Below are 14,325 nucleotides of genomic sequence, written 5' to 3'. Positions count from 1 at the left end.
TTGATCACCACGTAAAAATCTCTCTTTATCCTTCTGTTACCTGAAACACCACTCCTTAAGACGATCGAATTCTCTTTTCCCCTTTAAATTACAATTGATTCGCCATACCATTCCTTAAACTCTTTCTATCGTGAGATTATTAGAGCGGTTCCGATCTTTACCCATTGCCGATATCATATTTTTCTTTTTGGTGAGTTTTCTCGTTTGGAGTTTACACCGGTATGTGGAACCCGTTCCCCAATCGATTTTTTACCCGTCTTTCCTTCTGCAATTTTCACTCGGATTTTTCCCACAACTCTACCAAAGGAAGTGGGGAAGGGTATGGACCAGTGCCTCTGCCATCACGATGGTGCGACTCCCATTTTTATCGGGACTGCCAATGGTTGGTTCTTACCAATTGGTGGGTTTATTTTTAGGATCGATCCTCGGGATATGGGTTCGGGAAACCTTACTCGTGTTACTTGGTAGAAATGAAACCGCTTTACCAAAACAGTCAGAGCAAATCATCACAGATTGGATGATCCGCAATCCAACAGGGAAATCCAATCTTCCCATTTGGTATTCAACATATTTTGGATTTTTATTTTTTATCTTTTGTTTAACGCTATTGTGTTTTGTACGTTACCAAGGTTTCGGAATGTTGACAGGCCTTGGGATCCAAGAATTTTTATATTACCCTAATCTCTCTTCAAGAGAAGCGATGGGGCTCTCTTGTAAAATCTTAATACCATTAACTCTTGTGATTTTGTATTTTTTTTCGGAAGAAAGATCCATGCCCACTCCTTCCAAGGACAGTTTGTCAGAACAAATTCGTTTTGGATTGTTTTTAGGATTTGGTATCAATATCTTCTTTATGACCATCCAATCCATTTGGAGTTTGGAGTTTTTTTCTCTGGGAACTCATTTAAGTGTATCCGCTGGACGGACTACAGGATTATTCCAAGATTCAGGTTCTGCTTCTTGGATTTTACCGGTTGTAGGATTTCTTTGGATTACTAAACTAATTCATGTTTGGCGAATATCAAAAGAAAGATTTAGTTTGGTGATGGCCATTATCTTTTTTTTAGTGATCACATGGCTTGGGATCAAACAAGGGAAAGCTTTTTGGATCATTTGGAGTCTCACTATATCGATTGGGTTTATCCAATTTAGCACAAATTTATGGATCATTTCGAAAAGGAACCAACTCCTCACAAGGATCGGATTGTATGTATTATTACCAGTGATCGGCTGTTTTGTGATGTATGGAATCAGTTTGATCCCAAAAGAATGGGACCTTGTGGTTTTAGCAAAACGGTTTATCTTATTTTTAAAATCATTTCCAACAAATCCAAGTTTGGCTTTCCAACATTTAGATTTGGTTCGGTTTGAACTCATCCGTTTTGCAAACCTTGGAATTCAAAACGCTCTTTGGATGGGAAATGGTATTGGTGCGTTTCCTTTACATTTATTATCTCCTTCCCGGAGTGGAGTTGCATCTGCCATCCAATTTGTCGATTTTCCACCTACTTTTTACCATTGGATATTGTATGATTTGGGAATTTTGGGAAGCCTTGTGTTTTTATTTTACATTGGGATTTTTCTTTGGGAAAGAGGGCTTTGGAAACAAACGATTTTACTCCTTCTCCCATTTTTATTTGGGGTCCAAATCCAAAATGCAGATGGGGCCTTTGTTTGTTTTTACCTAATCTTATTGGGTGAAAAGGGAACTGGATTTTCACCTAGTTTTGATAAATTTAGGAAAACAATTTGGTTTTCGCCTCTCCTCCTCATCTTATCCCTTGGGCTTCCACTCAACTACGGTTTGTTTGATTCACAAAACTATCTGACTTACGGAATTGGGTCTGAGTATCGCAAAAACGAATTAAAAGAATACCAAATTGCATACACTCTCCCTCCAAAATCACCCAATTTTGAATACGAATTCCATGGGAATCGTTGGGAATGGAAACTTGTTGATTCCAATGCACAAAGGTCTGGACGAATTTTTTTAGAATCCAATTCGAAATCATCCCTGGTTGAAATTTATTTTTTGAATGGTGAAAGAAATCTCATCAAACAAGAGTTATTTGAGGAATCAAAGTCTGGTTTCACCTGGTCGGGAGAAGCTCCGAAAGGTGCAATTTACATACGAATTCATTCGAGATCGAAATTAGAATTTCGATTGCCCAGATCCCAATTTGATGGTTTGGGAAGGATCCAATTTTAACTAGATGCTAAAATCATTTTGTCCGTTTGGCTATGAATGGTATTGATCTGATTTCTTAACACTTCCGTTGTTTTTAGAATTCCTTGTTGGGCAGACCGAATGTCTTCACATTCTTTTTGTATGGTATCGGACAAAGATTGGATTTCTTCCAAATTGGAATTGATGGTCACAATCTCTCCATACACTTCCCCAGAAGTATCCCTCACTCGTTCCGCCACATCATCTAAGGTTTTGGCTTTCGACAGAATGGCTCCCCCTCGAGCCTTCAATTCTTGGATGGATTGGACTACTTCTGCGATGGTTCCATGTACCACATGAATTTCTCCTGCGATGAATTGAAAGGCGTCACCTGATTCAATTCCCAATCGTTCCGCACGTTTGTAATCACTTACGTTTTCGTTTAAGATTTTTGAAATCTGTTTTGCATTATTGGCAGTGACTGTGGATAAATTTTTGATTTCTTCTGCAATCACAGTGAATCCTTTCCCTTCGGAACCAGAGTGTGTTGCCTCTATTGCCGCATTGATGGCAAGTAAATTGGTTTGTTTGGAAACACCATTGATGAAATCAATGAGTTTTAAAATATTCCCCGAGGATTCACTAATTTTTTGGATTGTTTTGTTGGTATCATCCACCTTACTCCTTCCGTCTTTACTCAAGGACACAAGGTTTTCCATTGTTTCATTCCGACTTTGGATTTCTGCAATCACTACATTCACAATTTCAAACATGATATTGATTTCTTCGGAAGTTTTTCCTACTGCTTCCATCAACCTCACTTCTTCCGTGGCCAATTGGGAAACAATTTGGTACACTCGATCAATGTCCTTCCCTGTGAGTTGGATTTTTTCGTTGAGTTCAATGATATGACCCCCGATGGCGTCGAGTCTGTTATGGAGGTCGGAACAAGTTTTGAGTAAGAGTTCCGAGTACTCATGCATATCAATTCCATAACCTGAGAGGAGTAGGACAGGGTCGGTATTTGTGACGGTCGGCTCTAAGTAGCGTTTCAGAATATTCTTATGTTTTTGTTTTCTGATCAAAAAAAATACAAATGGGATGAGAAGTCCTCCTTGCAATGCGTAAGAAAGTGGCAAACCGATAGGGCCAAAATGAATTTGATAGAAGATGATCGCCGAGAAGAGCAAAAAGAAAACCAGATAAATGGAATCATTCCAAACCAATTGGTTGTAGAGTCTTTGTTTTTCCTTGTCCACACGTTCTTGCTGCATTGGTTTTCCTAAAAATCGGGGATTTCTAATTTTTTTGACGTATTTTTTAGAAAAAAGACATCTAATACTTAGACTATGATATTCACGAAAAGGGAAATCGAAGAACATTATCCACTTTCTGAACGTTTGCGTTTGGAAAAAACAAAATCACAAAATTCCGTTATCTATTGGATCAACGAATTGGTGAGAAATCAAGTCCGTGGTGCAGAAGATGTACCAAGCCTTATCGAAGTCACCAAAGACTTGGTCATGCAAGTGGAAGACTTGTATGCAGAGAAAGAAAATTCTGTGACCAAAACCACGGAAACGCAGTCCAATTCAATAGAGTTAGATTCGATTGAGGAGCAAGTCTCCGATTTGTATGCGGAAAAAGAGATGTTATTTGCGGAAACGAAAACCCATTCCATTGCTGAGGTAATTTCCCTCATTCGTGGTATGGAAGAACAGCTAAACTCTATGTATTCGGAATACGAAACATAAAAACATTCGACTAGGAATCAAATTAATGAGCAAATTTATAGACCCAAATATTTTAGGAAAACTTGGAACCCTTGGCCAAGCAGATGCAGATTCTTACCCATTTGGAATTGTAAAAGTGGATGAATCTGGCAAAATTTTATTGTACAATAAATACGAATCCGAACTTGCCAATGTTCCCATCCAAACTGCGGTAGGGAAAAACTTCTTCACTGAAGTTGCCATTTGTACAAACAACCGTATTTTTTACGGCAGGTTCAAAGAGGGAATGATCTCTGGGGATTTGGACATTGCATTCAATTATGTGTTCACCTACAAAATGAAACCAACCAATGTTGTGATCCACTTGTACCATGACAAAGGAACAAATACCAATTGGATTTTTGTAAAACTAAGATAATTCACTGTAAATAGAGTTTTTCTTTTACATACTCCTCAAGTCCAGAAAGGCTAACAAAATAACCTGTTTGTTTGTCCTCTTCTGGAATTTTGGCTTCCAGTTTTTGTTCCAACTTTATCACCATTTCGGTAAACAAAATAGAATCCATTCCGCAGTCATACACGAAATGATCATTTGGTTTTGGTTCATATCCTAAAATTGATTTTAGTATCATTGGAATTGTTGTGTTTGCATCAATTACTAATGAAATATCATTATTTTCCTGTAATGTTTTGAGTCGTAAAAATTCCTCTAAACAAAGTTTGGTGATACTACCATAATCTGTTTTCCCATTGGGTAACTTGGGAATACTCTTTTGGATCACAATCACTCGAGGTACATGGCTTGTGGGAAGTTCATGCCTCAAAGTACGGTAAATTTGGTCAATGGGGGTGGTCGAATCGGTAAATATCCCAATTGTGTCACCTGATTCCTGTTTTATGGGAACCGATACAAATTGTCCAGGAAGTCCAAGTCCTAATATTTCTGATTCGATCCGGTCTAAGGATACTCGTTTCCCTTTGTGTTTGATGATCCGATCTTTTCTACCAAGAAGGTAAAAACCCAGTTCACTGAAATCACCCAAATCTCCTGTCGCATAATACCCGTCTTGTGGAATGGATATAACTTCCCAAACGTTGTTTTGGAAACTATAAAACTGTTTGGAAAGATAAGGGCTTTGGATTTGGAGTTCTTTTTCCTCTGCTTCGCTTGTGAATCGGAACTTTACGTCTTGCAACATTTGGAATCGATTTTGCCGTAAAGGATCTCGGTATCCCATTCCTCCTGTTTCCGTTGACCCATAAATTTCCAAAATCGAAATGCCTTCTCTCTCTCGTAGTTCACGAGCCAAGGGAACTGGGAATTTCATTCCGGAAACGATGGCTCGTTCTGGAAGGGTTTGTCCTTGTTGTAAGGCCATTTGGAGTTTTGGGGCAGAGGTGATCCATAGGGATCTGTCATTTGTGTTGGAATTTGTTTGTACTGTACGAATGGGGACTTGTAAAGCCTTGGGCAGTAAATACCCCCAAATCAGTCCATACAAATGGCAGAAAGGGACTTCCACATAGACTTCCCGAATCCCTTCGGATAGGTTTTGGAATTCCGGAAGGGAAAGCCAAGCATGGATTTCATTTTGGATTTGGTTTAGTTCCTTTGGAACCAGTTTCGGAAGGCCTGAGGAACCCGATGTGACCAAACTAAAGGACCGAGGGTTTGTGATTTGGGGCAAAGGGAATTCGGTAAGTTCTCTTTCCAGTTTCGTCCCTCGCCATAAGGGATCGACAAGGATGGGATGGCTGTGGTTTAAATCCTCTTCAAAATTCCCAGAAAGGAAGTAATCGTTGGAAGCAAACTGTAAGAGGGGGGCCATAAAACAAAAATCCTCCCCCCAAGGATTTGGAGGAAGGATTTCTTTTGGAAGGTAGGTTTGTTTTTAAGCGGCTTTTGGATTCCCCATTCGTCGTTTCATTAAAAAACCTAATGCAGCTCCTACCACAATCAAACTCGCTGATACTTCCAAAGCGTTTTTGCGAACCGCTTTGATTAAGTAGGCAGTAAATCCATTGTCGGTATAGAAGTCACTCACTCGAACCACGTAGGATGGTCTGTTGGGAGCTGGGATTTGGTCTATATGTAAGTACCAATCTTTATGTGCTACACCATTTGAGTGCATCCAAGAGTTGAAGAAAATGTAACCAGACGTAGACGGTTTTCTGATATCAGCACCTTCTGTTGGGTGGTTGAATACACCTGGGACGATGATGTCCAAGGGAAACCATTTTTGTCTAGGAAAGCATCTTTTCCTTTTGCATCTTTAAAGTAACCAGGACGGAAGATTTGTCTAAACACACCATCTGTCTTTTGGTTGATCGCAAGGAAGTAATTGAGGTGTCCCCCAACAAGGTTCTTCGTTGCATTGAGATCCACTGGTTCTTCGAAAGTGATGGTCACTTGCGCAGTCACACCACGCACAAAGTCATTGATGGTAAAGGTTGATCCAGCAGCTGGAGCATTCTTTTTCCCAAACAAGGTTTTGTCGGAACTTGGGAGGAGTAATACACCACGTTTCAATTGTGCAGGAGTGAGTGTTCCTCCAGTACAATCTCCGGAAGCGTTGGCAGTATACTTAGGAGCACTTGCACAACCATCCCATGGATTACCACTTCCATCTACATAACTCACTTGGACAGTTGCATTTGTTGGCACATCAAGGGAAAGTCTCAGTTCGTGGTTGTATCCTGCACCTTTAGCAACGTGAGTGTAGGTTCCACGGATCGTCTTCACCTTGTTTGCTGGTGTTTTGTCCATCTCTGTGCTAAACACAGTAGAGTGGTCGTTTAAGTCAGCATCCCCAGCTGATGGGAACATATCCTCAAAAGCAATTGTATACCGACCAGATCTAGCAATGGTTGCTAAACTTGGATCATCTGGGTATTCATCAAAATTGTTTGCAATTCCATCACAATCGGAGTCAACGGCTTGCACACAACCATTTACTGGTTGGAAGTTTGTTGTGTCTACGTTGACAACAGGTGCCACCACAACAGTTCCTTCTGAGTTGTTACCTGTTGCAGGTTGTTGGACAGGAGCCGAACCAACAATCTCTACGACTTCACCGGTAGTAGGGTTTACACCAACAATGGTGATGTCCACAGAGACAACAGTGGGAGGAACGCTGATTGGAATTGTTGCTTGTCCATTTCCATCAGTGGTTCCCACACCCACAACATTTGGTTCTCCTGTTGTGACAGATTCCGAAACAGTCACAGGAGCGTTGGCAACCGGACCAGATTCGTTTTCTACCACCACAGTTACGGGAACTGTAATATTTGTTTCAAAGTTAAAGTCGCCACCGTTTGTTTGGTCCACTACATTGGTTGTGGTTTCATTGTTCACGGTAGTTGGTGCCGGAGTAGGCGCCGCAGGAGTGGGAGTAGGTGTGACAACTGATCCTGTGTCCCCATTACTTGTATCGCCACCTGTCCCTTGGGTTGTGTCAGGAGTGGTCACTTGGCTTGGATCTGTTGTTTCCAATCCAACCACAGTAAACGTTCCACTGCCTGTATCTGTAGAAGTTGTATTGGCTTGGGTTGTCCCATCGCCTAGCCCTAAGAAGGGGAGTAATAACATTCCTTTTTTCTTGTTGGAACAATCCACCAAAAAGAGAGGAAGCACCAAAAGAATGATCCATCGATTCATATTTTTTTCCTACCTGTATAGGGGATTAAACGACAAAGACTGAAAATAATCAACATAGTTTTCAAAAAAATTAGGGGAATCCATGGGAATTCTGGGGGGTAGTACGAACAGAATTCAAAAAAAAGTACAAAGTCCAAACAGGATCAGACATAACTTGCTTAAAATGAGATCATTCTCCCTTTTTTGCTACGTGAGCCACCGCATTTCCGAAAACAAAATTTTGAAACCTGACATCGGTAAAACCCACTTCCTCTAGGATTTTTTGCAGAGTTTCCTGGTCGGGATAGGTTTTAGATGAATGAGGAAGGTAATCAAACATTTCATTTTGTTTCCCATACAGTAGATACCCAAAAAGAGGCACAATTTTGAAAAAATAGAAATCAGCAAAAACCTTAAGAAAACGAGGGCGGACACGACCAACATCTAAGTTGACATAGACTCCACCTTTCTTTAACACACGTTTGATTTCGAGTAAACACAAACGCAAATCGGAAACATTCCGAAGGCCAAAACCCATCGTGACGATATCAAAACTTCCATTCGCAAATTGTTTTAAGTCCATCGCATCACCCACAATGAGTTTTACTTGTTTTCCTTCCACCTTGGGAAAGGCAAATGACAACATTTGTTCTGAAAAATCAAGGCCCACAATGGTTTCTAAGTTTGGATCTTTGGAAAGCCGGTAGGTAATGTCCCCTGTCCCACAACACAAATCCAATGCTGATTTGGCACCTGGGACGGCTTTTTTTGCTTCACGAACCACCCAATCCTTCCATTTACGGTGGAGGAAAAAACTATTCCAATCATTGAATCTGTCGTAGGCTTTTGCAATCCCATCAAAATTTTGTCTTACATATTCCGGTTTCTTTTCTTGGGAAGGCAGTTGGTATTGGTTCATAGAGGTCGATACATCCATGAATTGGACATTTTCAATTCCCGCAATTTTGATTTTTGTTCTTCTTTTTGCTTTTTCTGTCCTTTCCTTTGCCAATTTCATTCGGTTGTTCCTGGGATTTCGCAAATTAGATGCTAAAAAAGAAAGGGAAACAATTTTCCCAAATGAACCTAGCGAAGAAGATTTGGAATTGTTTTTTTCTCCCATCGAGCGAACCATCGATTGGTTTCCTACCATCGCTTCTGTTTCCATGTTACTTGGGCTTTTAGGAACTGTTATTGGAATTAACACTGCTTTTGGAGAAATGGAAGCACAAGGGAAAGTCAGTTTAGAGGTATTGGCTGGAGGCATCAAAGATGCCTTAAACACTACCATTGCTGGATTATTTGTAGCGATCCCATGCCTTTTGTTCCACCGAGTGTCTGAAAATAAAGTCCGGCATCTATCTGAAAAAATTGTTTTCGATTTTTCAAAATCCAAATGAGAATTCGTAAACCCAAACAGAATACTAACATTGATATCAGCAGTTTAATTGACGTTTTGTTCATTTTACTTGTGTTTTTGATGTTAGCAGTTCGATTTACAGAACCAACTTCTAATATTTCTTTAGATTTACCCAAATCCAAAACAGATAGTTTCGGAAGCCAAACCTACATTTATAAAATCCAAATGAAGTCCTCTGCGGAAATATTTCTCAATGGAGAAAAAGTGGACTTGGGTTTTTTATCAGATAAAATAGAGAAAAACAAAAATCAATTCGATGCAGTGAGTTTGGAAGTGGACCAAAAAATTGAATTTGGAAATTTTGTGACCATTACTGACTTACTAAAATCGAAAGGTTTTGAGAAAATTGATATCAAAACTAAAAAAGACTAAACATTGTTAGATTGCAGTAAATCTATCAAAAACTTGTATCGTTTGTTTTTTACTTTTTCGACAAGTATGGATTTCCCCTTGTGATCTAAAGGAATATTCGTTAACAAATTGAGTAACTGGCCAAAGTTTTGGATTTTGATGAGCTGCAAGATCTCAATTTTAAACTTACTTGATTCCATATTCAAAAACGTTTGTACAAATTCTTTTTCAGTATCTTCCGCTTTCGTCAGATGCCAAACATCTTTAGAGTTTGTGGGTCCAAGTTTCGATTTTTCCTTTAAGTCAGTAGAAATTTCATTCACTTTCGTCAGTGGTAATTCAAAACGAAAAATGGATCCTTGGTTTAAATCACTGTCTACTTGGATCATTCCTCCTAAAAAATCAACTAACTGATGTGATATGGAAAGTCCAAGCCCTGTTCCTTCTTTGTAAGAACTTCCTTGTTCTGTTTGTTGGAAGGCTTCAAAAATGGAATGGAGTTGGTCTTTTGGAATTCCAATCCCAGAATCTTTTACAATAAAATGTACCCTATCAAAGGAGGGATCAAGTCCCGGTTGGATTTGGAATTCTATTTGAACGAATCCTTGGTTTGTAAATTTTAAAGCATTTCCTAATAAATTCACAAGGATTTGTTTTATTTTTTGTAGGTCTGCCTCGTAGAAATGGTTTTCAATCACTTCTGGATGAACTAATTCAAATTGAATTTGTTTTTCTGCAAATCGGTAGGAAAACATGGAAAACAAAGTATCCCATAACTGGACGAGGGAAAATTTTTCTCGCATCTCCGTCATTTTCCCTGCTTCAATCTTTGAAAGATCCAATATATCATTGATCATTCCAAGCAAATGGACACCATTTTCATATAAGGAATGTACATATCCTTTTAAGTGGTCTGGTAAATTGGGATCCTTTTCTAATATTTGCGAAAATCCTATCACTGCGTGTAAAGGAGTTCTTAATTCATGTGTGATTTTTGAAAAGAAAACCGACTTGGATTGGTTAGCTTTAATGGCTGCTTCCACAGCTTTTTGGAGTCGTTTGTTTTGCAATTCGATTTTTTGAGAATAATCGTTTAACTTATCTTCAGCGATCTTTCGATCAGTGATATCAAAAACTGTTGATTTGCTAATTACAAAGTTTCCATTTTTATCAAAGGTAGGAATTGAGTTTAAACTAACAAAAAAAGTAGATTTGTCCTTACGAACAAATTCTAATTCAACACCAGTTAGTGTCTCATGTGGAAATGAATTTACAATTTGTTGGAATTTATCATAACTACTTTCCGTTAACAAATCATTGATTTTTAAATTTCCAACAATTTCTTCCCTTGTGTAACCCAACCAATCAAGTTCTGTATCATTGATCGAAACTAACACATTGTCTTTGTCAAGGGAATGGTAACCACAAGGTGCATTGTTATATAAATCCAAAATCCTTTCATAGGATTTCATTAAGTTTTCTTCTGCAATTTTACGATTGGTGATATCAATTCCTATCGACAAAACTTCGTAAGGATAACAAAATTCGTTTTTTAAAATTCGGTTAGACCAAGTGACAGTTCGTTTGTCATCATTACCAATGTATACATCAAATTCTTGTCTTATGTTTTGTTCTGGTCTATGGAAAATATTCCATAATTGGCTTTTGATTTCGTTGGACTTTTCAAATGGAATCCGAAATAAATCAAGCACAAGGTCTTTTCCTTCTGCTATATCTTTCCCCATCTGAAAAAATTCTTCCGCGTATGGGTTCACCGAATGGATCCGAAAATCAGGACTCCATCGAATGATGATTGAATTGGCCGTATCGTATATATCTTGGTATTGTTTTTCTTTTTCTCGGATGATCCTTTCAATTTCTTCTGCATTCGATAGGTTTTTACGAAATAAAATTAATCTTAGTTTTTTTTCCCGTCTGTAGGCATTATGATAATAATAGGCATAAAATAATAAAGCCGAAGCAATCAGAATGGCAATGATTTCGTCTATCATTTCACTTCTAATAATAACATCGTCATATCATCGGCAACTTTCCCAAGAGAATATTGTAATACTTCTTTTGAAATCGTGTCCAAAAGTTCTTGGGACGGAAGTTGGATGTATTTTTCTACTAGTTCGGAAAATTTTTGGTCACCTAAATACTGTTCTGTTTCGTTTGGGACTTCAAACATACCATCAGAAAATAAAAACAATCGATCTCCTTGTTTTAAAATGATATCTTCATTTGTTGTGTTTAACTGATCTGGAAACATCATCAAACAAAATCCTTTGGTCCCAAGTTTTTGGATTTGATTGTCACGTAATAAAAAAATATGATGGTGCCCCGCCATAGAATATGATAATAAATTTTCTTCGGCACGGTAACGAATGTAAACAGCACTGATAAAATGGGTACTAATTAGCGGAGTTAAGGTATTATGAATCCAATACAAGCATTCGCTAGGCGACAAAAACGACTTGTTCATGGTTTTGAAAGTGATGATGGCCATAAGAGAAACCATGGCCGCAGCAATTCCATGTCCCGTAACATCACCAAATAAAATGTCTAAATCTCCAGAAGGTAATACGTCATATGTTATCAAATCCCCACCTACTAAATCCATTGGTTTGTAAGAAGTATAAATTTGATAGAGAGGAGAGGGAGGGAATTGGAAGGTGACTAATTTTTCTTGGTTAGCCTTTGCCAATTCTAAATCTTTTTGGATTCCATACAATAAATCGATCCGTTCTTTTTCTAAATTTTTGATTTTGATGTGAGTGCGAATTCTTGCTAAAACTTCAGATTCTTGAAATGGTTTTGTGATGTAGTCTACGGCACCTGTTTCTAATCCTTTTACGATGTCAGATGTTTCATTTAATGCAGATAAAAATAAAATGGGAGTGTTTTTTTGTCGTTCCATTCCGAGCAATCGATTGGCAACTTCTAACCCACTGATGCCAGGTAAAAGTATATCGAGTAAAATCAAATCAAAATCCAAAACTTCCGCAAGTTCTAAGGCATACTCACCATCATAAGCCACTGCCACTTCATATCCTTGGCCAAGTAAAATATGGGTGATGATTTCCATATTGGTTTCATTATCATCAACGACTAAAATTTTTGCGGCAACTTTGGAATTCACTATGCAAAAAGCATGTGTTACAAAATTCTTTTGGCAAGGTTTTTTTGAAACATTAGGTTTCTCCACTTCTTTAAATGAGAAAGATTATCCACATTGATATGGATGCGTTTTATGCATCAGTGGAACAACGAGATTTCCCAGAAATGAGAGGGAAACCGGTAGTTGTAGGTGGATCTCCGCATTCTCGAGGTGTGGTGTGTGCTGCTAGTTATGAAGCTCGGAAGTTTGGAATTCGTTCCGCTATTTCTTGTTACCAAGCCTATAAACTTTGCCCGGATGCGATTTTCACTCCACCTCGTTTTGAGGTATACAAAGCAGTTTCCAAAAAAATCCGTTCCATCTTTTTCGAATACACTGACTTAGTAGAACCACTTTCTTTAGATGAAGCTTACTTAGATGTCACACAAAACAAAACGAATCTACCCCTTGCCAGTACGATTGCAAAAGAAATCCGAAAAAAAATTTGGGACCATACAGGACTCACTTGTTCGGCAGGTGTGGCAACAAACAAATTTTTAGCGAAGATGGCCTCTGAGAAAAACAAACCAAATGGAATGTATGTTGTTTTACCTGGGGAAGAGATTTCATTTTTAGATGAACTGCCTTTGTATCAATTTTATGGAATTGGGAAAAAAACTTTTGAAAAATTACAAAGGATGGGTTTTACAAAAGGTAAAGACTTACGCCAAGTTGATGAATCCATTCTTATAAAAGAATTTGGAAAAATGGGAGCCGTTTTTTACAAGATGGCAAGAGGTTTGGATGAGAGGGAAGTGATTCCTTACCGTGATCCAAAATCAATTGGAGTGGAAACTACTTTCAGTCACGATTCAGATGATTTTTCTTATTTTTTACTCACACTGGAATCACTCGCAAAAGAATTAGAAATGCGAATGATGAAAAAAAGTAAAAGGGGAAAAACACTCACCCTTAAAGTGAAATTTGAGGATTTTACGGTAAAACAAAAATCAATCACATCGGAAGCCTTTTTCTACTTGGCAGACAATCTTTTGGAGCAATCCTCGAATTTGTTGGCAACTGTTTGGAAGGAACATATTGACCCTCCCAAAAAAATTAGACTTTTAGGTTTATCGGTTACCAATTTTAATGAAAAGGAAACAAAAGGAGACGGCGACCAACCCTCCTTATTCGGATAATATATGTTAGATGACGAAAATGATTTAGAATCTCTCGGTCCCTTAAAAGTATTGCGGGTGAAAGGGGACCCCGATGCCCCAACAGTAGTTTTATTTCACGGTTACGGTGCAAGTGCTTTTGATTTATATCCAATTCATGAAGTTCTCATAACGGATCAAAAGTTCAATTGGGTTTTCCCACATGGTCATTTGAGTATTCCACTCATGCCTGGTTATAACGGAAGGGCCTGGTTTCCTATCGACATGGCAGCTTTAGAAGAAGCGATTCGTAAAAACGATTTTAGAAATTTTGCAGACAAAGACCCAGAAGGAATGGATATCGCAAGGGCATCCGCCTATTTGATGTTAGAAGCTCTTGGAGTTCCTTGGAACCAATTGATTTTAGGAGGGTTTTCACAAGGAGCCATGCTTGCGACAGACATCACATTACGAAATGAACAGAATTCAAAAGGGCTTATGATCCTTTCAGGTGCTCTTGTCAACGAATCTCTTTGGAAAGACTTGGCTCCTAAAAAATCTAACTTACGATTTTTCCAATCGCACGGAGAATTTGATCCAATTTTAGGTTATGCAAATGCCAAAAAACTCGAAAAATTACTTCGAAATTCAGGAATGCTTGGAGAATTCATCGCTTTCTCTGGTGGCCATGAAATCCCAGCACCTGTTGTCCAAGGGATTAGTCGGTATTTGAATAGTTTGTCGTAAACAAAACAGGGTA

General features: G+C 38.5%; 14 protein-coding genes. 7 read left to right on the top strand and 7 right to left on the bottom strand.

The genetic code is table 11. The annotated features are described in order from the left end of the window. Positions 1-130 precede the first annotated feature (130 nt). Positions 131-2,209, top strand: a complete 2,079-nt coding sequence (locus tag LEP1GSC202_RS19320; RefSeq protein ID WP_015679385.1) for a hypothetical protein — start codon at positions 131-133, stop codon at positions 2,207-2,209. Here LEP1GSC202_RS19320 and LEP1GSC202_RS19315 read toward each other — a convergent pair. Beyond that, positions 2,206-3,441, bottom strand: coding sequence for a methyl-accepting chemotaxis protein (locus LEP1GSC202_RS19315; RefSeq protein WP_015679316.1), 1,236 nt, complete (start codon positions 3,439-3,441; stop codon positions 2,206-2,208). The genes LEP1GSC202_RS19320 and LEP1GSC202_RS19315 overlap by 4 nt on opposite strands. Positions 3,442-3,516: 75 nt before the next feature. Between LEP1GSC202_RS19315 and LEP1GSC202_RS19310 the strand changes: the two genes are divergently transcribed. Then, on the top strand, positions 3,517-3,921 hold the full coding sequence (locus LEP1GSC202_RS19310; protein ID WP_015679415.1) for a hypothetical protein: 405 nt from the start codon (positions 3,517-3,519) through the stop codon (positions 3,919-3,921). A gap of 25 nt (positions 3,922-3,946) precedes the next feature. Beyond that, positions 3,947-4,318, top strand: coding sequence for a PAS domain-containing protein (locus LEP1GSC202_RS19305; RefSeq protein ID WP_015679238.1), 372 nt, complete (start codon positions 3,947-3,949; stop codon positions 4,316-4,318). A 1-nt stretch (position 4,319) separates the two neighbouring features. On the opposite strand, the gene LEP1GSC202_RS19300 is transcribed toward LEP1GSC202_RS19305, so the two are convergent. From LEP1GSC202_RS19300 to LEP1GSC202_RS19290, 4 genes are all read right to left on the bottom strand, one after another. After that, positions 4,320-5,729 carry a non-ribosomal peptide synthetase gene (locus LEP1GSC202_RS19300; RefSeq protein WP_015679236.1) on the bottom strand — a complete coding sequence of 470 codons (1,410 nt, stop codon included), beginning with the start codon at positions 5,727-5,729 and terminating at the stop codon, positions 4,320-4,322. Positions 5,730-5,792: 63 nt separating this feature from the next. Then, the gene (locus LEP1GSC202_RS20330; protein ID WP_244147784.1) at positions 5,793-6,128 is read right to left on the bottom strand and encodes a DUF4842 domain-containing protein; all 336 of its coding nucleotides are present in this window, start codon (positions 6,126-6,128) and stop codon (positions 5,793-5,795) included. Beyond that, positions 6,014-7,558 carry an LruC domain-containing protein gene (locus tag LEP1GSC202_RS19295; RefSeq protein ID WP_244147783.1) on the bottom strand — a complete coding sequence of 515 codons (1,545 nt, stop codon included), beginning with the start codon at positions 7,556-7,558 and terminating at the stop codon, positions 6,014-6,016. Before LEP1GSC202_RS19295 ends, LEP1GSC202_RS20330 begins: the two co-directional genes overlap by 115 nt. A 169-nt stretch (positions 7,559-7,727) precedes the next feature. Then, positions 7,728-8,456 carry a ubiquinone/menaquinone biosynthesis methyltransferase gene (locus LEP1GSC202_RS19290; protein WP_039929619.1) on the bottom strand — a complete coding sequence of 243 codons (729 nt, stop codon included), beginning with the start codon at positions 8,454-8,456 and terminating at the stop codon, positions 7,728-7,730. A 16-nt stretch (positions 8,457-8,472) separates the two neighbouring features. On the opposite strand from LEP1GSC202_RS19290, the gene LEP1GSC202_RS19285 reads away from it, so the two are divergent. Next, positions 8,473-8,937 carry a MotA/TolQ/ExbB proton channel family protein gene (locus tag LEP1GSC202_RS19285; RefSeq protein WP_083930054.1) on the top strand — a complete coding sequence of 155 codons (465 nt, stop codon included), beginning with the start codon at positions 8,473-8,475 and terminating at the stop codon, positions 8,935-8,937. Beyond that, positions 8,934-9,329 (top strand): ExbD/TolR family protein, encoded by a 396-nt coding sequence (locus LEP1GSC202_RS19280; protein ID WP_039929600.1) that lies wholly within the window; start codon positions 8,934-8,936, stop codon positions 9,327-9,329. Before LEP1GSC202_RS19285 ends, LEP1GSC202_RS19280 begins: the two co-directional genes overlap by 4 nt. On the opposite strand, the gene LEP1GSC202_RS19275 is transcribed toward LEP1GSC202_RS19280, so the two are convergent. Both LEP1GSC202_RS19275 and LEP1GSC202_RS19270 read right to left on the bottom strand, forming a co-directional pair. Continuing rightward, positions 9,326-11,320 (bottom strand): PAS domain-containing sensor histidine kinase, encoded by a 1,995-nt coding sequence (locus LEP1GSC202_RS19275; protein ID WP_015679334.1) that lies wholly within the window; start codon positions 11,318-11,320, stop codon positions 9,326-9,328. The genes LEP1GSC202_RS19280 and LEP1GSC202_RS19275 overlap by 4 nt on opposite strands. After that, positions 11,317-12,450, bottom strand: a complete 1,134-nt coding sequence (locus LEP1GSC202_RS19270) for a PP2C family protein-serine/threonine phosphatase (protein WP_083930053.1) — start codon at positions 12,448-12,450, stop codon at positions 11,317-11,319. The genes LEP1GSC202_RS19275 and LEP1GSC202_RS19270 overlap by 4 nt, the downstream gene beginning before the upstream one ends. Before the next feature lie 74 nt (positions 12,451-12,524). Between LEP1GSC202_RS19270 and dinB the strand changes: the two genes are divergently transcribed. Beyond that, entirely contained in the window at positions 12,525-13,607 is a 1,083-nt protein-coding gene (gene dinB / locus LEP1GSC202_RS19265) for a DNA polymerase IV (protein WP_039929598.1), read from the top strand. A 3-nt stretch (positions 13,608-13,610) separates the two neighbouring features. Beyond that, positions 13,611-14,312 carry an alpha/beta hydrolase gene (locus LEP1GSC202_RS19260; protein WP_015679369.1) on the top strand — a complete coding sequence of 234 codons (702 nt, stop codon included), beginning with the start codon at positions 13,611-13,613 and terminating at the stop codon, positions 14,310-14,312. The last annotated feature ends 13 nt before the right edge of the window (positions 14,313-14,325 follow it).

This window comes from Leptospira yanagawae serovar Saopaulo str. Sao Paulo = ATCC 700523, from assembly GCF_000332475.2.
GTDB classification, from domain to species: Bacteria; Spirochaetota; Leptospiria; order Leptospirales; family Leptospiraceae; genus Leptospira_A; species Leptospira_A yanagawae.
This window is presented reverse-complemented; position numbering and strand designations above follow the sequence as displayed.